The organism is Ponticaulis koreensis DSM 19734, assembly GCF_000420665.1.
Taxonomy (GTDB): domain Bacteria; phylum Pseudomonadota; class Alphaproteobacteria; order Caulobacterales; family Hyphomonadaceae; genus Ponticaulis; species Ponticaulis koreensis.
The window spans coordinates 1,002,177-1,023,005 of sequence record NZ_ATVJ01000001.1 but is presented as its reverse complement, the minus strand read 5'-3'; the positions used below and the strand labels follow the sequence as shown (position 1 = coordinate 1,023,005).

General features: G+C 55.9%; 22 protein-coding genes. 10 read left to right on the top strand and 12 right to left on the bottom strand.

Annotated elements, in window-relative coordinates; all coding sequences use genetic code 11:
- Positions 1 to 84: 84 nt before the first annotated feature.
- Positions 85 to 987 (top strand): N-formylglutamate amidohydrolase, encoded by a 903-nt coding sequence (locus G523_RS18105; protein ID WP_022694019.1) that lies wholly within the window; start codon positions 85 to 87, stop codon positions 985 to 987.
- On the opposite strand, the gene G523_RS0105425 is transcribed toward G523_RS18105, so the two are convergent.
- The gene (locus tag G523_RS0105425) at positions 984 to 1,397 is read right to left on the bottom strand and encodes a hypothetical protein (RefSeq protein WP_155802593.1); all 414 of its coding nucleotides are present in this window, start codon (positions 1,395 to 1,397) and stop codon (positions 984 to 986) included. The genes G523_RS18105 and G523_RS0105425 overlap by 4 nt on opposite strands.
- A 423-nt stretch (positions 1,398 to 1,820) precedes the next feature.
- On the opposite strand from G523_RS0105425, the gene G523_RS0105410 reads away from it, so the two are divergent.
- Both G523_RS0105410 and G523_RS0105405 read left to right on the top strand, forming a co-directional pair.
- On the top strand, positions 1,821 to 2,213 hold the full coding sequence (locus G523_RS0105410) for a helix-turn-helix domain-containing protein (RefSeq protein ID WP_022694015.1): 393 nt from the start codon (positions 1,821 to 1,823) through the stop codon (positions 2,211 to 2,213).
- Positions 2,214 to 2,245: 32 nt separating this feature from the next.
- The gene (locus G523_RS0105405) at positions 2,246 to 3,097 is read left to right on the top strand and encodes an inositol monophosphatase family protein (RefSeq protein WP_022694014.1); all 852 of its coding nucleotides are present in this window, start codon (positions 2,246 to 2,248) and stop codon (positions 3,095 to 3,097) included.
- 3 nt (positions 3,098 to 3,100) lie between these two features.
- Here the strand turns inward: G523_RS0105405 and G523_RS18100 are convergent, their stop codons facing one another.
- Positions 3,101 to 5,515, bottom strand: coding sequence for a zinc-dependent metalloprotease (locus tag G523_RS18100; protein ID WP_051134751.1), 2,415 nt, complete (start codon positions 5,513 to 5,515; stop codon positions 3,101 to 3,103).
- A 213-nt stretch (positions 5,516 to 5,728) separates the two neighbouring features.
- Between G523_RS18100 and G523_RS0105395 the strand changes: the two genes are divergently transcribed.
- Entirely contained in the window at positions 5,729 to 6,496 is a 768-nt protein-coding gene (locus G523_RS0105395) for a methyltransferase domain-containing protein (RefSeq protein WP_022694013.1), read from the top strand.
- A gap of 88 nt (positions 6,497 to 6,584) precedes the next feature.
- Entirely contained in the window at positions 6,585 to 7,358 is a 774-nt protein-coding gene (locus tag G523_RS0105390) for a methyltransferase domain-containing protein (protein WP_022694012.1), read from the top strand.
- 74 nt (positions 7,359 to 7,432) lie between these two features.
- Here G523_RS0105390 and mscL read toward each other — a convergent pair whose 3' ends face one another.
- The 3 genes from mscL to trmD all read right to left on the bottom strand — a co-directional run bounded on the left by mscL (position 7,433) and on the right by trmD (position 9,299).
- Entirely contained in the window at positions 7,433 to 7,855 is a 423-nt protein-coding gene (gene mscL / locus G523_RS0105385; protein WP_022694011.1) for a large-conductance mechanosensitive channel protein MscL, read from the bottom strand.
- A 164-nt stretch (positions 7,856 to 8,019) separates the two neighbouring features.
- Positions 8,020 to 8,565: a 50S ribosomal protein L19 gene (gene rplS / locus G523_RS21335; protein WP_022694010.1), complete on the bottom strand. Its 546-nt coding sequence runs from the start codon at positions 8,563 to 8,565 to the stop codon at positions 8,020 to 8,022.
- Between the two features lie 32 nt (positions 8,566 to 8,597).
- Complete coding sequence (gene trmD, locus G523_RS0105375; RefSeq protein WP_022694009.1) at positions 8,598 to 9,299, bottom strand: tRNA (guanosine(37)-N1)-methyltransferase TrmD; 702 nt, start codon at positions 9,297 to 9,299, stop codon at positions 8,598 to 8,600.
- Between the two features lie 264 nt (positions 9,300 to 9,563).
- Here trmD and G523_RS0105370 point away from each other — a divergent pair, with 264 nt between their 5' ends.
- Both G523_RS0105370 and G523_RS0105365 read left to right on the top strand, forming a co-directional pair.
- Positions 9,564 to 10,331, top strand: a complete 768-nt coding sequence (locus G523_RS0105370; RefSeq protein WP_022694008.1) for a hypothetical protein — start codon at positions 9,564 to 9,566, stop codon at positions 10,329 to 10,331.
- Positions 10,332 to 10,396: 65 nt separating this feature from the next.
- Entirely contained in the window at positions 10,397 to 10,864 is a 468-nt protein-coding gene (locus G523_RS0105365; protein WP_022694007.1) for a GyrI-like domain-containing protein, read from the top strand.
- Positions 10,865 to 10,870: 6 nt separating this feature from the next.
- Here G523_RS0105365 and G523_RS0105360 read toward each other — a convergent pair whose 3' ends face one another.
- Positions 10,871 to 11,458, bottom strand: a complete 588-nt coding sequence (locus G523_RS0105360; RefSeq protein WP_022694006.1) for an NUDIX domain-containing protein — start codon at positions 11,456 to 11,458, stop codon at positions 10,871 to 10,873.
- Positions 11,459 to 11,598: 140 nt separating this feature from the next.
- Between G523_RS0105360 and G523_RS0105355 the strand changes: the two genes are divergently transcribed.
- Complete coding sequence (locus tag G523_RS0105355; protein WP_022694005.1) at positions 11,599 to 13,014, top strand: pyridoxal phosphate-dependent decarboxylase family protein; 1,416 nt, start codon at positions 11,599 to 11,601, stop codon at positions 13,012 to 13,014.
- Between the two features lie 55 nt (positions 13,015 to 13,069).
- Here the strand turns inward: G523_RS0105355 and ahcY are convergent, their stop codons facing one another.
- A complete protein-coding gene (ahcY, locus tag G523_RS0105350) occupies positions 13,070 to 14,464 on the bottom strand; it encodes an adenosylhomocysteinase (protein ID WP_022694004.1) in 1,395 nt (464 codons plus the stop codon).
- A 185-nt stretch (positions 14,465 to 14,649) separates the two neighbouring features.
- On the opposite strand from ahcY, the gene G523_RS0105345 reads away from it, so the two are divergent.
- Positions 14,650 to 15,213, top strand: coding sequence for a hypothetical protein (locus G523_RS0105345; protein ID WP_022694003.1), 564 nt, complete (start codon positions 14,650 to 14,652; stop codon positions 15,211 to 15,213).
- 9 nt (positions 15,214 to 15,222) lie between these two features.
- On the opposite strand, the gene G523_RS0105340 is transcribed toward G523_RS0105345, so the two are convergent.
- From G523_RS0105340 to G523_RS0105325, 4 genes are all read right to left on the bottom strand, one after another.
- Entirely contained in the window at positions 15,223 to 15,495 is a 273-nt protein-coding gene (locus tag G523_RS0105340) for an HPr family phosphocarrier protein (RefSeq protein WP_022694002.1), read from the bottom strand.
- A gap of 8 nt (positions 15,496 to 15,503) precedes the next feature.
- Positions 15,504 to 15,908, bottom strand: a complete 405-nt coding sequence (locus tag G523_RS0105335; protein WP_022694001.1) for a PTS sugar transporter subunit IIA — start codon at positions 15,906 to 15,908, stop codon at positions 15,504 to 15,506.
- A gap of 158 nt (positions 15,909 to 16,066) precedes the next feature.
- On the bottom strand, positions 16,067 to 17,641 hold the full coding sequence (locus tag G523_RS0105330; protein ID WP_022694000.1) for a stimulus-sensing domain-containing protein: 1,575 nt from the start codon (positions 17,639 to 17,641) through the stop codon (positions 16,067 to 16,069).
- Between the two features lie 31 nt (positions 17,642 to 17,672).
- Positions 17,673 to 18,362, bottom strand: a complete 690-nt coding sequence (locus G523_RS0105325) for a response regulator transcription factor (RefSeq protein WP_022693999.1) — start codon at positions 18,360 to 18,362, stop codon at positions 17,673 to 17,675.
- A 141-nt stretch (positions 18,363 to 18,503) separates the two neighbouring features.
- On the opposite strand from G523_RS0105325, the gene G523_RS0105320 reads away from it, so the two are divergent.
- On the top strand, positions 18,504 to 20,213 hold the full coding sequence (locus G523_RS0105320) for a hypothetical protein (protein ID WP_022693998.1): 1,710 nt from the start codon (positions 18,504 to 18,506) through the stop codon (positions 20,211 to 20,213).
- Here G523_RS0105320 and G523_RS18095 read toward each other — a convergent pair whose 3' ends face one another.
- Entirely contained in the window at positions 20,214 to 20,798 is a 585-nt protein-coding gene (locus G523_RS18095) for a TlpA family protein disulfide reductase (RefSeq protein ID WP_162141028.1), read from the bottom strand.
- Positions 20,799 to 20,829: the final 31 nt, after the last annotated feature.

Sequence of the window (20,829 nt, the reverse complement as noted above, 5' to 3'; positions counted from 1 at the left end):
TTTGGAGTATCCTCAACCATTGTAAACTGACGGTGAACGTCTGTCGAAGACTGCAGGATATTTTCAGGTTAAACCCTAAACGAAATGACGCAAGTGAATACATTTCAGCTCAACTCATCCAAAGATGAGGCGCAAAAGGCAGCATTCCAGCTGTCAGCGCCTCAGGATGATTGTGCGGTTATGTTCGCATCCCCGCATAGCGGGCGGCATTATCCTGACGAATTCCAGTCTCTCCTGCGCGTACCGCTTATGGATTTACGCCGTGTAGAAGACGCCTTTATCGATCAGATGATTTCTCCGGTGTCCGAGCTGGGCATTGGCACGCTGAGCGCCGTTTTTGCCCGCTCCTACGTGGACCTCAACCGGTCTGAGACGGAACTCGACTCGCGCATGTTTTCAGACGGCGCGCCAACGCCTGCAGGTGAAAGAAGCCCGCGTGTTGAGGCGGGGCTTGGCTGTATTCCGCGCATTGCCGCCTCAGGTCAGGACATTCACGTTAGAAAGCTCAGCCGGGACGAAGCTGAAGCGCGCCTGCAGGAAGCCTATCGCCCCTATCACCGCGCGCTCACCAACTGGCTGAACCTGATCAAACGGCGTTGCGGCCGGTCGGTTCTGATCGACTGCCACTCCATGCCGTCGCTCGTTGCGGGACGGCGCATCCGCACAGACATTATTATCGGCACGCGCCATGGCGCCTCCTGCGATGAGGGTCTGGCGCGCACAGTGGAAAACCATTTCCTCGCGCTCGGATATAAAGTCGCTCGAAACATTCCCTATGCAGGTGGATACTGCACCCAGCATCACGGGCGCCCGCTGGAAGACCGTCATGCCCTGCAGATAGAAATCAACCGCCGTCTTTATATGGATGAAGACACGGTGCGCTTGAAACCCGGCTTCTATAAGCTGCAATCAGACATGAAGGCCCTTGGACTTTCCATCATGAACTGGGCAGAGGGCACGCGCATGTTAAATTCACAACGAACTTAATCTAACGGCACAAAGGTCGGGTCGCGAACATCCGTTAGCTCAAACAAAACTAAATGCTCGTCTAACTTCACCAGTCGTCCAGTGAAAACTGCTTGCACATCAGAGGCGTAATAATCTGAGGCGTTGACCATTTGTTCAAACTGCAGTCCGCCGTTTGTTTCCGCCCTAGACACCTCATATGGTACGGCAAAGTCCGGACAATTCCCGTCACGAAGCAATCGAATCTCGTCTCGAACAAATGCTTCTACCGTCACCGTTTGCTCAACATCTGAAGCAATCGCTCTTAGAGAGCAAAGTGTCATCGCTGAATCAGGTTGGCGAGCGTGCCTGGCAAGTGAGCCCGAGCAGGAAACCAGACAGCACGTGGCGATCGCTGCGGAAATTGAAAACGTCCATGCCCGAGAATGCATGCTTCATCATCCAGAAAATCAATTCGCGTTCACTTTGGCTGAACACGCCCCTGTAAGTCTACCAATTCGATAGGAACGCGCAGTCACAGCAGCTGCTATGGACTGAAAAAAGACAAAAAAAACCGCGCTGGTTAGAGCGCGGTTGTAAAGTCATAGGGAGGAAACGCCCCAAATCAGGGCGACAACGTCAGACGTTGTGAAATCAAAATACGCTGCACCGCAAAAAATGCAAGCCCCTTTTCTGCGACAATTTCGCATATACGGTAATCTTTCGTGAGATTTTTGTCACAGAATGACCAATCGGACATGTTTTTATTGTGCAGCGCACAAAAACCGAACCCCTACTCGCCTGTCAGTCGGCATGCGGCTTGCTCATTCCCCTCTGAACCGTCCCCAAACGGGACGATTGTTTCGGAGAGACACATGGCTACTGATATTGACCTACACGTCGGCAAACGACTTCGCTGGCGTCGCCGCCTGCTCGGACTGACCCAGCAGGAACTTGCTTCACAAGTTGGCGTACGCTTCCAGCAAATCCAGAAATACGAGTGTGGCGCGAACCGCATCACATCCGGCCGCATCTATGAGCTCGCAAAAGCGCTCAACGTAAAAGTTCAGTACTTCTTTGATGGCCTCGAAGCCTATGAGAATGACGTGACACCAGCCAATGACGCAGAAAAGCTCGAAGGCGACATTCTTTCCCAGAAAGAAACGCTCGAACTCGTCCGCGCATACTACCGTCTGGAAGAGCGCCCACGCCGCCGCCTTCTCGAACTTGCAAAGTCTTTGGAGTCCACCTCTTCAGACGTTGCTTGATTGAACAGCCATGTTGAGGCAGTGGAAGGTGTATGAACACGCCTTCTACTGCTTCCTCCGCGCTGTCAGCTGACATGCAATCGCGCCTTGCGCTGGCTCACAAGCTGGCCGATGCGGCGCGTGATGTAACGCTTGCCCTGTTCCGCCGGCACGGCGAAACGGACAATAAGCTTGGCGAAGGCGATTTCGATCCTGTCACGAAGGCAGATCGGGACGCAGAAGCCGTTATGCGGGAAATTCTCACCCGCGAAGTCCCCGATGACGCCATTAATGGCGAAGAATTCGGCGTGACCGAAGGCACATCCGGCTGGACCTGGTATCTGGATCCGGTTGATGGCACACGCGCCTTTATTGCAGGCCTGCCGTCATGGACGACGCTGATCGGCCTTGTCAGGGACGGCTCCCCTGAAATCGGCATTATCGACCAGCCCTATCTGGGTGAACGCTATACCGGCTGGACAAACGGCGCTGAAATTAATGTGCGCGGCGCAGTCACCCCGCTGAAAGTTTCAGATGAAACCCGCCTCACCAATGCGATCCTCTCAACGACCGACCCGTTCATTCTGACACCCTCAGAACGCGGCGCGTTCGAACATTTGCGCCAGACAGCCCGCCTCACCCGCTATGGCCTTGATGCCTACGCCTATGCACGTCTGTCTGCAGGTGACATCCAGCTGGTAACTGAAACCGGCCTTCAACCGCACGATATTGCCGCCCTCATTCCGGTTGTGCGCGGCGCAGGCGGTCTCGCCTGTGAATGGACAGGCGCGCCAGCCATGCTCGGCCCGCAGCTTGCCTGCGCAGCCACACAGGAGATTATGGATCAGGCCGTCATCTCTCTGCGCCGTTCAGCAGGCAGAAAATCCCGCATCGGGATTGATTAACGCTTACTCGCAGAACCAGCAGGTTTCGTAAGCGTCCATGCCAATCGGGCCGCCCGGCGGCAGCCCCCGCGCGTCTACAACCGCAGGCGCAGCCTCACGCGGACGGGTTTCAAACGCCGCAATCTGTTCGGCCAGCCAGTCGCCATGAGCCGTATCAAGACCGGAAACATCGCTCTTCAGCTCACCCAGCGCAGCAGACGCCGCAGCCTCCACCGCAGATGATGTCTCGGCATCCACCAGATCCATCAAGGCAAAGGCATAACGGGCGCGCACGGTTTCTGCGATGCCCGCAAGACGCGGCTCACGCGGCTGGACCATGACCTGAATACGAATGGCATCAAACAGCTCAACCGCGCTCATCTGGTAACGGTCCCGACGAGAAAACTCGATCAGACGCGCAACGCGTTGCGGATGTAGAAGCACATCGAATGTCATCTGCGCTGAGGTATCCGCCGCAGAGGTGAGATCGAATGCCGGATATGCGCTACGCGCGAACAATTCCCGCGTTGGCGCAGCCGCCAGATAGGCATCAATGCTTGGCGTGAGAAGGTTCAGAACGTCATCAGAGAGATCCAGAAACTCCGGCGTGATGGTCTCAAGGATCGCATCGACCGCGTCACGCTGGTCGGCGGCGGGCACCATTTGCGCCGCCGGTTGGCCATCCCCGCGCACGCTGTAATTAAACGTCATGCCGCCAATCAGCTTACCGGCTGCTGCCGTCTGATAACGATGGAAGAGGTAGATCGGCACAATCACCGCATTGAGATCAGAGACAGGTCGCCCCTCAGCCACACGGTCTACGCCGAAATTTTCAAGCGCAATGGCGCGCACGCCCATCGCCTGCTCCAGACCCCAGAGCGGGTCCGCCCCGTTATCCCAGATATTTCCGAGCGGATGGCCGGTGCCAATACCGCGCGCATGGCCATCATCAACGAAGACGAGCCCATTAGCGACCGCCTCACGGACAAGCGCTTCACGCGCGTCATCCGTCAGCTCGCCATAAAGCCAGGTCGCCGCGAACTCGTCCCACGCGCCAACGCCGACACCGTAAGCGTTCGAGAAATCAAGCGCGCCGCCGCTCACCCGAATGTCCGGCGCGGGATAGTCCATCACCGAGCCTTTATCATACGTGCTGGCCGCAAAGTTGTGCGCAAAGCCGAGCGAGTGACCAATCTCATGCGCCGACAGTTGACGAATGCGCGAGAGCGCTAGCTCTACCGGATCATCCGGCGCGCCTGTGCCCACATTCTGCGTGCCTGCAAGGCCTTCAAAAATCATCCGGTCCTGCCGCACGCGAAGCGAGCCGAGAATGACATGACCTTTCAGCATTTCGCCGGTGCGCGGGTCTGCAATGCCGCCGCCATAAGACCAGCCGCGCGTCTGACGATGCACCCATTGAACCACGTTATAGCGGATATCGAGCGGGTGCGCGTCTTCCGGCAAAAGCTCCACGCGGTAGCCATCAGGGAAACCTGCCGTAGCGAACGCGTCGCTCCACCAGCGGGCACCATCGAGAAGCGCTGAGCGGATCGGCTCTGGCGCGCCCGGGTCGATATAGAACACAATCGGGTTGATGGTTTCGCCGTTTTCATCACGCTGCAGGCGATAGCGGCGCGCATAACGTGTCTCGATCGGGTCTGTCAGCGAGGCTGAATAGTCATAATGGGTCATGGTGACAGCGCCCGTGCGCGGGTCAGCCTCAAGCGGCGTATAGCCTTCTTCCGGCAGGCGCACGAAAGAATGGTGCTGGATCAGGGTAACATCTGTGCCATTCGCCGCAGTCGTGGAAACCTCGCGGCCCGGATCAGCGCTGCGAAGCGTCAGATAGGCGTCGATCTCGATATTGTCGGGGAAGGCAAAAGCGTTCGCGGTATCGACAAGCGAGCGGTCACCGGCGACCGTAAACCGCCCCTGCCCCGCATCTGCCAGATACTGAACCAGCCCAAGCGTGTCCGCGGTGAGGAAATCGGTCATATCGACAACGAGACCATCCTCATCAGACAGGATCTCCATGCTGGCGATGAAAGAAGTCGCAAAGCTCTCGCGTACGGCACGCGCTTCCAGAGGATTATCCGCGCTGGCGCGGTAATTGAGGTTCTCGATCTCCAGAATGAGCCGGTCACCGATGCGGCGGAAGGCCATAATCTCGCCGTCGCGCCACCAGCCGCGATCCAGACCGACAGGGTTAGACCCAAGCCCGCCTGTCAGCCCTGCGGTATGGATCATACGCAGGACGACGCCATCCTCGCCGGCTGCAGGCAGCTGTGCGTAAATCTTATTGCCTTCGGTATCGACCTGCAGCGTGAAAAAGCCGTCCCGCTCTTCAAACCGTGCTTCTGAGAAATCAGGCGCCTCGGCCATTGCAGGCATGAAACTACAGAACACAGCGGCGCAGGCGGCAATAAATTTCAGATGCATAGTCACTCCCCAGACGATCATGCCGGAAGTTAGACAGAGGCCATTCACCCTGTCGAGCCTTGTTACGCCCATGTGATTGAGCGCGCGGCCGCTGCCTGCTGAAGCGGCAGCCCGTAAGGTTTCCTACGCAGAAGTAAGGAACGTCACGCGCTTGTGTACAGCGGCGCAGCGCACCCTCGGTTTAGGCTGACGCAATATACCGGAGGGCTGGACATGAAATCACTTATCATCGCTATAGCGGGCGCTACCGCTCTTTCAGGCGCGGCTTTTGCTGCCGGGGAGAGCGCGCCATTTCCCTATTCAGACGTACTGAACCTTGAGAACCGAACCGATGAAGACCGCATACGCGACCCGATGCGCAAACCGGTTGAGGTGCTGGAATTCACTGGCATTCAGCCCGGCGACACCGTTCTCGAAATGGAAGCCGGAAACGGTTATTTCACCACGATGATCGCCCATGTCGTTGGCGAAGACGGGCATGTTTATCTGCAGGCGCCTGCCAACTTCATCCAATTCTGGGACACGGACACCCATCCGCGAATGGCCAATAACAGCCTGCCAGATCAGGTTGAGCTGCTCATTGCCGACTTCTACGATATGAGCGCCGTGCCGAGCGACTCGGTCGATGTGGTCACATGGATGCTCGGCCCACACGAGCTCTGGTTTACACCGGATGATCGCCCGGAAGGCTTTGGCGATCCGGACGAAACCTTTGCCGAGATTTTCCGCGTCATGCGGCCTAGCGGAAGCCTCATCCTGCTGGATCACGAAGCGCCTGAAGGCGCACCTGCTACAACCGGCGGAGACACACACCGAATTGCATCTGCACTCGTCGATGGCTTTGCCGAGACTGCAGGATTTGTGGAAGTCGCCCGATCCGATCTCTTCTCCAATCCGGACGACGACAGGACACTCAATGTGTTCACGCCTGAAATCCGTGGACGGACAGATCAGTTCCTCATCCGATATGAGAAGCCGTAAGAATTCTCCGTTCCGGCCTTTCACGCCTATGTGAGATATGCTCCAGCTGTGTCATGCTAAACTTCGCTGACTAGCTGGAGGGACATCGATGAAACTTACTACTCTGCTGACCGCCGCGAGCGCGCTTGCCGTTGCCGCTTGCGCAACATCCGAGCCACCACCGCCGCCGATTGACTATCAGGCTGTCTATACGGCCGCACTCGCCGCGCAGGGCCGCCTTGAAGCCGACCTAGAGCGTGACGCCATCCGCAAGCCGGTTGAAACGCTCTCATTTATGGAATTGAAGATCGGCGACACAGTCGTCGAGATGGAAGCAGGCGGTGGTTACTTTACACCATTCCTCGCGAGCGTAGTTGGCCCTGAGGGTCAGGTCTACATGCAAAACCCAGCACCGTTTTCTGCTTATTGGGAAGGCGACCTGCCACCTCGCTTTACCTCACTACCAGCCAATGTCACCTATCTGGAATCAGATTTTGATGCGATGCGCGACGTGCCGTCGGGCTCCGTTGACGTCGTCACCTGGTTTCAGGGACCACACGAGCTCTGGTACACGCCGGACAATGCGCCTGACGGGCTGGGCGATCCGTCCGGTTCATTCGCTGAAATCTACCGCATTCTGGCACCGGGTGGCCGGCTCTATGTGATTGACCATGTCGCGCCCGCTGGCGCACCCCCATCTACCGGCGGCGATACCCACCGCATCGATCCGAACATTATCTATGAGATGGCAACATCTGCGGGTCTTCGGCTCGGCGAAAGCTCTGACATGTTCGCAAATCCGCTCGATAACGGCACGACCAACGTGTTTGCGCCAAATATTCGCGGCAATACGGACCAGTTCTTCGTCGAGTATGTGAAATAGCCCACGAGAGAGCATCCAAAAGAAAACGCGGCCTGCAAAAGGCCGCGTTTTTTGTTTGTCGTGAGACGTTGCGCTTACTTCTTCAGAAGATCGCGGATCTCTTCAAGCAGAACCTGCTCACGCGGTGGTGGCGGCGGCGCTTCAGGCTCTGCTGGCGCTTCTTCTTCTTTTTTCTTCAGTGAGTTCATCGCTTTGATGATGAAGAACAGACATGCTGCAACAATGATGAAGGAAATCACATTGTTGATGAACATGCCGTAATTGATAGAAACCGCCTCTGTCACGACTTCCTCGCCGTTCATCACAGCCTCTTTCAGAACGACTTTCAGGTTCGCGAAATCAACACCACCAAGCGCCAGTCCGATTGGCGGCATGATAACGTCGTTGACCAGAGACTTTACGATTGTAGAAAACGCGCCGCCGAGAATGAAACCGACAGCCATGTCGACAACATTACCCTTCATCGCGAATTCTTTGAATTCTTTCATAATGCCCATTTTAATGCCCCATATGCATATGCCCCTTTGGCATATCGCTATGTGAATTCATGGTTGCCGCCACGTCAACCATAATTGGCAGCCCGAACAGCATTGAATTCAAACAAAAAAGGCGGCCCGTTAGGACCGCCCTTTCAAATTCTCACTGACGCGATGCGAAAGATCTACTCTTCGCCGCCCTCAGTGTTTTCAGCCGCTGCTGCTGCCGCTGCTTCTTCAGCCGCTTTAGCTTTAGCCGCTGCTGCACGTGCTTCAGCTGCTGCTGCTTTACGCTCAGCTTTAGCTGCTTCGTTCTTACGCTTACGCTCGGTTTTGCCGAGGATGTTTTCGCGAACTTCAATGCCGTGGCCAGATGTACGCTCAGCGATACGAGCAGATTTACCGCGACGGTCACGCAGGTAGTAAAGCTTCGCACGGCGAACTTTACCCTTACGCTTCACTTCGATGCTTTCAATGTTCGGGGAGTAAAGCGGGAATACACGCTCAACGCCTTCACCGAAAGAAATCTTGCGAACTGTGAAGCTCTCGTTCAGGCCACCGCCGGAACGTGCAATGCAAACGCCTTCGTAACGCTGAACGCGCTCACGCTCGCCCTCTTTGATGCGTACGTTTACTGTCAGCGTGTCACCCGGAGAAAAGTGCGGGATCTCTTTGTCGCCAGCAACGCGGGCAATCTCTTCTGCTTCAAGCTCTGCGATGATGTTCGTCATCTTCTTTACTCCGGCCTTTCAAACCAGGCTTCTCAGCCTTGCTCTTTACGTTCCATGTGTGCCTTCCAGAGATCTGGTCGGCGAACCTTTGTCAGCTCTTCGGCTTTTTCGCGTCGCCATTTCTCAACAGCGCCATGATTACCCGACAGCAATACGTCCGGAATTGCCCGATCCTCCCACACGCGCGGTCGCGTATAGTGAGGATATTCGAGCAAGCCGGACTCGAAACTTTCCTCTTCGAGCGAGAGATCATTTCCCGCGACACCCGGAAGAAGCCTGACAGCCGCCTCAAGAAGGACCATGGCTGCCACCTCACCGCCAGCGAGGATATAATCCCCGATACTGACTTCCTCAATGCCGCGCGCTTCGATCACGCGCTCATCCAGGCCTTCAAAGCGTCCGCAAATCAGTATAACTCCCGGGGACTGAGATAACTCTCGCACCCGGGCCTGAGTAAGCGTTTTACCTCTCGGGCTCAGATAAATGAGCGGTCGGTCTTCTCGATCAACCGCATCAATTGTTGCCGCCACCACATCGGGCCGCAGTACCATACCAGCACCGCCCCCGGCAGGGGTGTCGTCAACGGAACGGTGCTTATGATCAGAAAATGCGCGAATGTCCAGTGTTTCTAGCGACCAAATGTCATTTTCCAGCGCCCGACCGATAATAGACGTGCCGAGTATGCCCGGAAAGGCCTCCGGAAAGAGCGTGAGTATGGAGGTTTTGTAAGTCATGCTCGAACGCTGTTCCTCGTTTCACTCGGGCGTTCTGCGCCTTCGCGGTGCTCGTGCAGAGGCTCCAACAGCCCGACTGGGCTGGGCGCAGGCGGGGCGAGCCGAATGGCGAACCTCTTAGCCGAGCACACATAAAGAAACAACCATCATAGGCGACTGTTCAGGCGCAAGTGACCTGAGCCGCAGGCACTTTTAATTACCTGACACGAGCATCGCATCTCTGAAACAATCCCACCCCACCATTTCCACCCTTAACCTCTGGCCATGCTTACCGGGCCGATCAGATATGCGAGCGAAACGCTCTCCGCGCTAAAATTGCGCATCAGCCATTATATTCAGCTGGCAGCCTGTTTCGCCGACGACTGGGGCATTTTTGATGAGGACGGTACACCGCGCCTGTTTCGCTATGACGTCAGAAGACTGACCAGCATGGTTGTACGGGCCGAACACTTTTTGCGGTGCGCGATCATTCTGGCGGTCTTCGAACGCCTGCGACAGGGCGAAATTACCCCGCGCCCATTTGGCCTGAATGGCGCGCCTGCGCGAACCAGCCGGACACCCGAACCACCCCTTCATCCGTTTGCGGCACTGCGTGGCATACAAAAGCGCGATCCCGCGCCGCCCGGATTCTCCGTATCCATGCCGAGCGAAGCAGGACCAGCCAAAGCTACACCATCCCTGAAGGTAACGCGAACGCCGCAACGGCGCGCAAGGAATGACGACGTACTTTCCTGCGATATCCTTCTGGCGCGCATTGAGAGGCTCAAAATCATCAGAGCCGAAATCGATGACCGCGCGGACAAGCTCGCCGCGATCTGGGCAGGGATGATCGTATCGCGGCAAAAAGCTGTTCGCGCCACGCCAGTTATCACAAGACCGGCGAACCTGTTTCTGCCGCTGAAAGACTGGCGACCACCACCCGAAACCACGCAAGGCGCCCCGCCTAATGAGACGGAAGATCTGATCACCCTTCACTGGGCCGCATACAACGCCGCAGAGGGCATTGCCGCCCTGTGCGGTCGCATGCGCTGAATTCCGTCAAACTTGCCAAGATCGCTTTCTGGCATTTTACTTCCGTCTCTGTTGGGAGGGACGATATGGAGATCAAACGCAAAACGCTGCCCGCGCAGACATATCTGTATGTCGAACGCGCGCCGGAGTTTTCTCCGGAAGAGATTTCAAACGCGATGGCGACGGGCTTTGGCGAGGTCTACACCTTCCTCGGCCAGAACAATATCGCACCCGCCAGCATGCCGATGTCTCTCTATGCAGAGATGCCAACGGGCGACACCATGCCGTTTCGCGCTGGTTTTCTGATCAACTCAGAAGACGCCTCGAAAGCCACGGGCAGCATCAAGGTGGGCGTAATCCCGGTTTGCGATGTGATGATGGCAACCCATGTCGGCTCTTACGCCAACCTGAACCAGACCCATAAAGACATCTGGGACGCGACTGAAAAAGAGGGCCTGACCAAGGCAATGCCGGTCTGGGAAATCTATGTTGATGATCCGACAACTGTTGATCCGGAAACTTGCCGCACAGAGGTTTATCACGCGGTAAAATAGCCGCTCCTAGAACCGGAAATGGCGCGCAATGTCTTCTGGAAGCTTGCCCATCGCGGCAAGCTGACAGGCCCGCGCGACCATCATGACAGTAAACATGTCCCTGATCTCGCCTGCCTCGATCATCTCGATCAGTCGGCAAACAGGGATACGACGCACCGTAAGCTCTTCGGTATCATCCGGCGTTCCGGACCTCGCCGACAAACCATGTGCAATAAAGGCATGGCCGATTTCGTCTGTAATACAGTTGGAGACCTGAAGATTTTCAAATAGCGGAATGAAGTCTTCCGCGGCCAGATTACACTCCTCAGATAGCTCACGCTGCGCCGTGTCTACCGGCGGCTCACCGCGTGGCCCGCCGCCTTGTGGCAGTTCCCAGCTATAGGCATCAAAGACAAAACGGGTCTGGCCGACAATCCAGGTGAAGCCGTCTTGATCAATCGGGAATATCCCGATTGCCAGATTTTTGAAGTGAACAGTGCCGTAAATGCCGTCAGCGCCGGTTGGGGCGATCACCTCGCTATGGTCTACCCGAATCCACGGATTTTCGTATTCGGTATCACGGCGCGTTATCGTCCAGCGTTTGAAGTCGTCCATGCAGGTCTCCTCACTCAAACCTGAGTAGATCACGTCTTTCCGGCGGAGCAAGGCGACTTAGTTTGGCACTCAGCTGTTGTCTTCACGGATATGTGAACGCTAGACAGCGGTTTCGACGAAGTCACCTCACAGGCACATTCATGACGCACACTCTCGATCCGGACGACTGGCAGGCCTTTCGCGCCAGAGCCCGCGACATGCTGGAAACCGTGCTCGATGAGATGGAGTCGTATCGGGAGGGGCCGGTCTGGCGTCATCCGGACGATCTGGAACTGCCTCAGATTTCCGGTAAAGGCGGAAGCACGCCCGATACTGCTCTGAAATCTCTTCTGCCCTTTGGCGTTGGCAATTCCCATCCTCGCTTTTTTGGATGGGTGCATGGCGCGGGAACGCCATCTGGCCTGTTGGCGGATATGGTCGCCTCGACGCTCAACGCAAACTGCGGCGGGCGCAATCACGCAGCAATCCGCGTTGAACGGGCAGTCATTGATTGGTGTCTGGAGCTTTTCGGCCTGCCGGAAACCGGCTCCGGTCTTATTACAACCGGCACGAGCATGGCAACGCTGATCGGCCTGAAAACGGCGCGCGACGTCGCGACTGCTTTCACCATCGGCGCTGACGGCGTTCGCAGCGGGCCAGAACTCATCGGCTATGCCTCGCAGGGCGTTCACGCCTGTTTTGAGCGTGCCTTCGATATGCTGGGGCTTGGCAAAGCCAGCCTTCGCAAACTGCCGCAGGACGAAATGGGGCGCATTCGCGCTGATGCACTTAAAGCGGCTATCGCAGAGGATCGCGAGGCCGGCCGGCAACCATTCGTTGTCTGCGCGACAGCGGGCACGGTCAATCGCGGCGCGATTGATGATCTTCGCGCGGTTGGTGAAATCGCAAAGCGCGAAGGCCTCTGGTACCACATCGATGCGGCTTTTGCGGCGGCGCTTCAACTCAGCGATCGCCATCGCGGGAAGCTCAATGGTATCGAGCTCGCCGATTCTATCGGCTTTGATTTCCATAAATGGATGCAGGTGAATTACGATGCGGGTTGCGTGCTCATACGTGACCGCGAACATCAGTTGCGCGCATTTTCCGACCGCCCTGATTATCTGGCCGATGCCGGACGGGGCATCGGTTCGGACCTGCCATGGCCGGTCGATCTTGGCCCCGAACTCTCAAGGGGCTTTCGCGCCCTGAAAGTGTGGACCCAACTCATCGAGCATGGCCCGGAAAAACTGGGCCAAGTCGTCGATGAGAATATCGAACAGGCCGGATATCTGGCCAGCAAGATCGAGACAGAACCAGAGCTAGACCTGCTCAGCTATATGGGACTCAATATTTGCTGTTTCCGCTATGTTGCAGAGGGTCTGGACGAAGCGGCACTGGATACGCTGAACCAGGAACTCGTCATCCGACTGCAGGAAGACGGCATAGCTGCGCCATCTACCACCCGCATTAACGGGCATCTGGCTATACGGGTAAACATCACCAATCACCGGACGCAGCTTTCTGATCTCGACCTGCTGATTGATGCCGTGATCGAAATCGGCAAAAAGCTCAGTTGAAACAAAAAGAGCGCCGGTGATGCCCAGCGCTCTCTTCGTCTGATTTTGCGTCCGCCTAGTAGCGGTAGTGTTCCGGCTTGAACGGGCCTTCAGGCTTCACACCAATATAAGACGCCTGAACCGGGTTCAGTTGGGTCAGTTCCACGCCAAGCTTGTCGAGGTGAAGCGCAGCCACTTTCTCGTCCAGTGTTTTCGGCAGGGTGTAGACCTTGTTCTCGTACTGGTCGCCTTTGGTCCAGAGTTCGATCTGCGCGAGCGTCTGGTTAGTGAACGACGCGGACATAACGAAAGACGGGTGACCCGTGGCGTTGCCAAGATTCACAAGGCGGCCTTCAGAGAGAAGGATGATACGCTTGCCATCAGGGAATTCGATCATGTCGACCTGCGGCTTGATATTCGTCCACTTATAGTTCCGAAGAGCTTCGACCTGAATCTCGTTGTCGAAGTGACCGATGTTACAAACGATCGCCATATCCTTCATCTCACGCATATGGTCGATCGTGATGATGTCGCGGTTACCCGTACAGGTGACGAAAATGTCAGCGCGGGGAAGTGACCCTTCCAGCGTTTTCACTTCAAAGCCATCCATTGCAGCCTGAAGCGCACAGATCGGATCAGCTTCTGAAACGATGATACGTGCACCAGCACCAGCAAGAGACGCAGCAGACCCTTTGCCCACATCGCCATAGCCTGCAACGAATGCGACTTTACCTGCCATCATAACGTCTGTGCCGCGGCGGATCGCGTCTACAAGGCTCTCTTTACAACCGTATTTGTTATCAAACTTGGACTTGGTGACACTATCATTCACGTTGATCGCAGGGAAAGGCAGCATGCCTTTTTCAACGAGTTGATAGAGACGGTTCACGCCTGTCGTTGTTTCTTCTGTCACGCCCTGAATAGCGTCGCGTTGTTTCGTGAAGAAACCCGGGCTTGCCGCAAGGCGCTTTTTGATCTGGGCGAAGAGAACTTCCTCTTCTTCAGAGCCCGGATTGGAGAGAACGTCTTCACCTGCCTCAGCGCGCGCGCCGAGCAGAATATACATCGTCGCATCGCCGCCATCGTCGAGGATCATGTTGGCAAGCTCGCCATTCGGCCAGAAGAAGATTTTGTCAGCAAAATCCCAATATTCTTCGAGGGTCTCACCCTTGTGCGCGAAGACAGGCGTGCCATTAGCAGCGATCGCCGCAGCAGCGTGATCCTGCGTGGAGTAGATATTGCAGCTTGCCCAACGCACTTCTGCGCCCAGCGCCTCAAGCGTCTGGATGAGAACAGCCGTCTGGATCGTCATGTGCAGAGATCCGGCAATGCGCGCGCCTTTAAGAGGCTGGCTCGCGCCAAACTCCTCGCGCGCAGCCATCAGGCCCGGCATTTCTGTTTCAGCAATTTCGATCTCCTTGCGACCGAAGTCAGCGAGGGAAATATCGGCAACCTGATAATCGTTGGACATGGGTTTAGCCTTTCAAAGGGGAAAATTTCTGGGTCGCATATACCAGAGACGACCATAATCACCAAACCATATAAATATTCCTTTATATGTTTTTTGAAGATGACAATTCAGTCAGCCACGGACAAAATGCTTTGCGCGGGAGAAATGTGAGCATAGTCTCACCGCGAACCAGACGGAGACGATGAGTGAAAGCTTCAGCAAACAGCGCGTTCAAAGCCATGATCACGGCGGCCGGAGCCGGGCTCTGCCTGTCTCTCATCGGGACGTCATTTGCCCAGGAGCGTCTGCCCGTGCGTGGCGGAAACGGCCTGAACGAAGACCGCGCCGGCGCGACATTCCTGAAGTCTGGCGCGATGATCTTTATTGCCTTCGACCGCAATCTCGACCTCGAAATTACGCATGACGAGATCGAAGCAGGCGCACGCCTTGCCTTTCGCAATGCCGATCAGGACGGAAATGAAGTTCTGACACCTATCGAGCAACGCAACTGGGCAGCGCGCTTTGCTGGCGAAAATGATGTCATTGCCAATCCGCGCCTGTTTCCTGCTGCGACGCCCAATCAGGTAACCGAAGACGAGTTTGTTCAGGGCATGCTCACCCTGTCGCAGCGCTTTGAGAATGATGAAAGCCGCATCATGTTTGAAACCCTGACCCTCGGGCCGGGTCGTGAACGCGGTGATCGGGAAAATGGCGGCGCAGATCGTCTGCTTCGTCCGAATATCGCAGACCGTAGCGGCGCGAACCGCTAAGGATTCAGCCTAGCACTCTTCCCCAAAGCGATTATTCACGAGATCAATGAGAGCCTGAACAGCGGCTTCGGCGTCTTCGCCAGTGGCAGAAATTTCAATCTCATAGCCCTTACCCGCGCCAAGCGAGAGCAGCTCTATGATGGATTTTCCATCCGCTTCCATACCGGCGCGCGAGACCTGAATGCTTGAAGTAAATTCCTGCGCTGTTCGAGAGAATGCCGCCGAGGCCCGTGCATGCAGGCCCTTCTGGTTACATATCTCAACAACACGCGTACAGGACATTTCAAACTCTACTGGGATCGGACTAACACCTTCGATGCGATGGAAATATATTTGCGGGCCGCTTCCTGAGCCGCCTCAGCCGCTTCCTGCATGGACATACGTTCGCGAACTTCAGCCAGCTTGATCAGCATTGGCAGGTTCACACCGGCAATCACTTCAATCTTGCCCTGCCCCATAACGGAAATGGCAAGATTGGACGGCGTGCCACCGAACATGTCTGTCAGAAGAATAACGCCGTCGCCATCATCGCAGGCTTCGGCTGTCTCCAGAATCTGGGTGCGACGTGCATCCATATCGTCATCTGGCTCGATTGAAATCGACCGGAACCGACGCTGCTCACCCACGACGTGCTCTGTTGCTGCAACAAGCTCACGTGCGAGTTTTCCGTGACTGACCACCACGACACCGATCATGGGAAACCTTTCAACCGACTAAACTACAAGAGTGAGGTCAGACGTTTCCACTTGGCAAGGGGGTTTTTGCAATTGCAGCATCGTTAATCAGAAAATCCGGCAAATTGTGTGGCCAGTTTTTTCAACATGTGTCGAAATTGCGACATGGGATCGTCCCGTCAGCTCTGAAGCTGAGCTGGCAGCACAACGACGAAGCGAGCGCCAAGCACATTGCCGTCTGCATCCTCACGGTTTTCGGCTTCCACTGTCCCGCGGTGGCTTTCTACGATCTGCGCGACGATAGACAGGCCAAGCCCTGAATTCAGGCCAAATTTCGTACCCGCGGGCCGGTCAGTATAAAAGCGTTCGAAAATCTTCTCGAGCTTGCCGTCCGGAATACCCGGGCCTTCATCCTCAACACTGATTTCGACAGATGCGCGTCCACGTACCGCCATTGTGCGACCGCGAACAACGACCTGCCCGTCTTCAGGAGAGAAAGACCGCGCATTCTCAATCAGGTTTCTGAACACCTGGCCGAGCGCGCCATCACGTCCGAGGACAATCAGATCGCCGCTATCTTCATCCCGCTCGAAACGCACACGTGGGTCGCCTTCATTCCGGATCGCATCATAAGTTTCTGTGAGATCGGTCAGAAGTTGGCCAAGATCGACCGAGGTGTTCGGAAGTCTCGCCGTTTCCGCCTCAAGGCGCGTCGCATTGGAAATGTCAGTAATCAGACGATCCAGACGGCGCACATCCGAAGCAATGACTTTGCGTAGTTTCTCACGCGCTTCCGGATCCGTCACACGTTCGGAGGTTTCCACCGCGCTCCGGATAGAGGTCAGCGGATTTTTAAGTTCGTGCGCCACGTCTGCAGCAAACGCCTCGTTGGCTACGATCCGGTCAAACAGCGCAGCCGTCATCCCTTCGAGAGAATCCGCCAGCTCGCCAATCTCGTCTTTACGGCTAGTGAGTGCTGGCAGCTCGATTTTTTCTGCTGCGCCAGACCCTACCCGGTCAGCAGCCAGCGCGAGACGCCTGAGCGGGCGTGCAATCATGATCGCGAGCAGCGCAGAGGAAAGAAGCGACACGATGATCGCAACGGCAATAAAGGGCAGAAGCGCAGCGCGTTCACGGCGCACAATCGTATCTACATCACTGGCTTCAATCGTCAGAACCCCGACGACTGCTGACACGTGCTGGATAGGCAGAGATACAGAAACAACACGCTGCCCGTCATCCGTGATGCGCTCGCCTGACACACGCTCACCAGACAAAGCCTCATTCAGCTCGTCTTCAAAAGTGCCCGGCTGCAGGAGCGACTCGCGCGCGCTCGATTGAAGCCAGCGCCCGATACTATCCATGAAACCGGATACACCGCCGACAAAACTCTCAAACATATTGGGCTCGTCCAGCGCACCGAGCGCGAATTCATCCACCCGGTCCGAGAGCAGGTTATAATCGCCGACCATCTCGCTATCTGCATTGTATATCCGGGCCTGAATAGTGGACGGTAGCTCCAGACGCTTCAGAATGCGTCGTGCATTCACTTCAATCAGTTCCGGCTCCGGATCGCCAACAGTGGCGCCTTCAGCCAGAACCGAGACGATCAGGTCACCCTGTGTATTGAGGCTGTCTATCCGCGCCTGCACAAGACCCACACGCATCTCGTTCAGCACGAGTGCGCCGATGATCAGAACGAGCAGACCCGCGAGATTGGAGGCAAAAATCAGCCTCGCAATCCGCGAGTTCACAAAAGTCCGCGATTTTCGCTGAACCGACAGGCTAGCTCTCCTTATAGCGATATCCGACGCCATAGAGGGTTTCGATTGCGTCGAACTCGCCGTCTACTTCACGGAATTTCTTCCGTAGGCGTTTGATATGGCTGTCGATTGTTCGGTCATCGACATAGATCTGGTCGTCATACGCCGCGTCCATGAGCTGGTCGCGATTTTTAACAAAGCCCGGACGTTGAGCGAGGGCGAGGAGAATAAGAAATTCAGTCACCGTCAGGCGAACCGGCTCACCATCCCATGAACAGACATGGCGGTTCGGATCAAGCACGAGACGGCCACGAACAATCGGCTTCTGATCGCCTTCAACCTCAACCGCGCCGCGTGAACGACGAAGAACAGCTTTTACACGTTCGGACAGGAGACGGTTGGAGCAAGGCTTACGCACGAAGTCGTCAGCACCGATGTTGAAACCGATCACCTCGTCGATTTCCTCATCTTTCGACGTCAGAAAAATTACAGGAATGTCGGAAGTCTGACGCAGACGGCGCAGAACTTCCATGCCGTCCATCTTTGGCATTTTCACATCCAGAACAACCAGATCAGGCGGTGTCTCGGTCAGAGCCGTCAACGCCGTCTGCCCGTCATGATATGTACGGACCTTATACCCTTCCGCCTCAAAAAACATTTTGAGGGATTCAACGATGTTCTCGTCATCGTCCACTAATGCCAGCGTAGCCATCCCAGCTCCTTCTCTATGCCGTCCCAGGCGCTCGTCGTTCTTTAACAAGACCATAACGGGGAAACTACAACCTTTAAAGGCGACTTTCATGTGACCTTAAGCGGACAGGAGTATGATAATCCCTTAAAAAGCAGGTGGGTTATGGGCGGTCGCGAAACACATTTCGAACTTTTTCTGAGAAAATCGCCCAAAGCGAGCTGGGCATTGGTCGATGCGATTCCGAATCGCCAGAAGGCCATTGAGCGCGCAAACGCATTTCTGAAGAGCCATCCGCAAGGTGGCGTGAAGGTTATGAAGGAAGAGCGCAAAGGCGCGAATGGTGATTATATTGCCATTCTGGTTGCCGCGCTTGGCGACTGCGAAGAGCCGCGCAAACGTCCATCTCGCACCTTTATTCCGCAACAGACATCTTCTTGTGTCTCTGCGGGCGACCTTCGGAAAGTTTCAGCACGTAAAACCTATCTGGAAGTCATTCCACGCTTTCTCGAACGACACCGCGTACTGCCGGGCGAACTTATATATCGAACAGACCTTCTGGAAATTCTTGAAAGTTCCGGCTCGGAAATCACACAGGCCATTCAGCGCGTTGCAATCGCGCGGGCCGGCGAAGAAAGTCTGCACGCGATTGCACGTCAATTGCACGAGTTGGTTAATCAGGGCGTCAACAGCATCTTCAAAGAGAAAAAAGCTGGGCGCTTTGTGAAATACGAAGGCACGCTCGACGACGTCGTCAAAAAATGTCGTCAGAAGCCGAACCTTCTAACAGCGTTCAAGTCGGCTCTGGCTGACCGGCTGATGCGTGAGACGAGCTGGCCCAAAAAGCTGACCGGACTTGTCGAAATCTGGAAAGAAGCTGAAACGCTTGAGGAAGCCGATCGAAAATTCGTCAACGAAGTCCTGACCGATTATTTCTCCGAGTGGATCGACACACCGGGTGCAGTCAGCGCCATTCTGGGCGAAACACAAAACACCGGCGAAGTCGTCGACCGGCTCATCGGTGTGCTCGAACCCCGCCCTGACAGACGCAATACGCGTGATCCGCTGCATGACCTGCCTCACGCGCAAGCTTTGGCAGAAGCAGTACAACTGGGTCTTTTGCCAACGGCATCACAGACAATCGTATCGCGCATTTTTGAGCATATCGGGTCGAACCATCGCCTTTACGAGAAATGCCTGCTGACCGAATTCAAGATGTTGAAGGACTTCGGTGACCGGCTCGTCAAAATCATGAAGTCCAATCGCCACGCAGAAATGTATGACTCCTTCTGCGCGCGCTCCAAACGCCTCATGTCGACGGACACGGTCGATGGCTATCTGGAGCGGTTTGAAATTCTGGATCGTCCGATGCAGCTTCTCAAATTGCAGGACAATCTGGTTGGCTATGACGCCCGCACCAAAATGATCACTCTGCTCCGGGGTATGATCGGTCAGCCCCGCTTTGAAGAAGCGGTGATGAACAATGAAGGTCGGCACGTGCAGGTGCTGATGACGCTACGCGCGACACAAGCCGCGCTTTTGAAATCTGACCTGCCTGAGGCAGAGCGCATTCACGGCGCGCAGGATCTCGACGCGCTCGGCGTCCGCCTGATTTCGAATGCCAAGCTGTTCCCGTCGGTCGCCCGCAAGGCTGGCTCACCAGCTCTGGCAGCCGTTGCGCTATTCCGCCTTGCCGCCGAGGCGCTTCCGAAGGGGCAGAGCTCGACACTAGCGGCGATGTCCGCAACTAAAATGCTGAAAGAGCAGGACGCACGCGAAGCGCTGAAAACCAATCCTGATCTCAGCCGGATGCTACGCGATCTGTCTCAGGCAGCCCGCGCTGCTACAGAACTGCCTAAAGCCTCTGAAGGCTGATCAGCCGACCAGCGCCCGGAAAAGTTCCAGAGCTTCTTCTGATGCCCAGTCCGTGTCGCCCTCAAAACGGGCGACTTCCCGTCCATTCCGGTCGTAAATGACCGTGCTTGGAAATCCGCCAATGTAAGAGTCGAACATAACGCCGCGCTCGGCATCGCCGTAGAAATCGAGTGCGCCGTCGGTCAGCTCATCAAGGCGCTCGCGTGCCATCGGATAGTCACCGACGCGGTCGAAAGACAGAGGCATCACAAGGAGATCGCTCTCGTCGAATTCGTTCTGCAGGGCGGCAAGCGTTGGCATTTCAAGAACGCAAGGCGCGCAGGTCGTACCCCAGAAGTTCACAACCAGAATACGCCCGGTATAGTCTGCCAGCGTTGCTGTAGTTCCGTCAGGCGCCTGGAACTCGGCCGTCGAGATCGGCTCGCCGGCGCGTTGGAATTGAAGGCGGGACATCTCTCCGACCGCGTAAGACTGGATGCCTTCGCGCGTAACACTCGGGGATGCTGCGGAAAACCAGGCATAGACAAATGCGCCAAGCCCGATCAAAAGCATTAGCGGAATTCCTATACGTGTGAGTTTTGTCATTACAGGCCTCATTCGTTGCAACGTAAGAGAT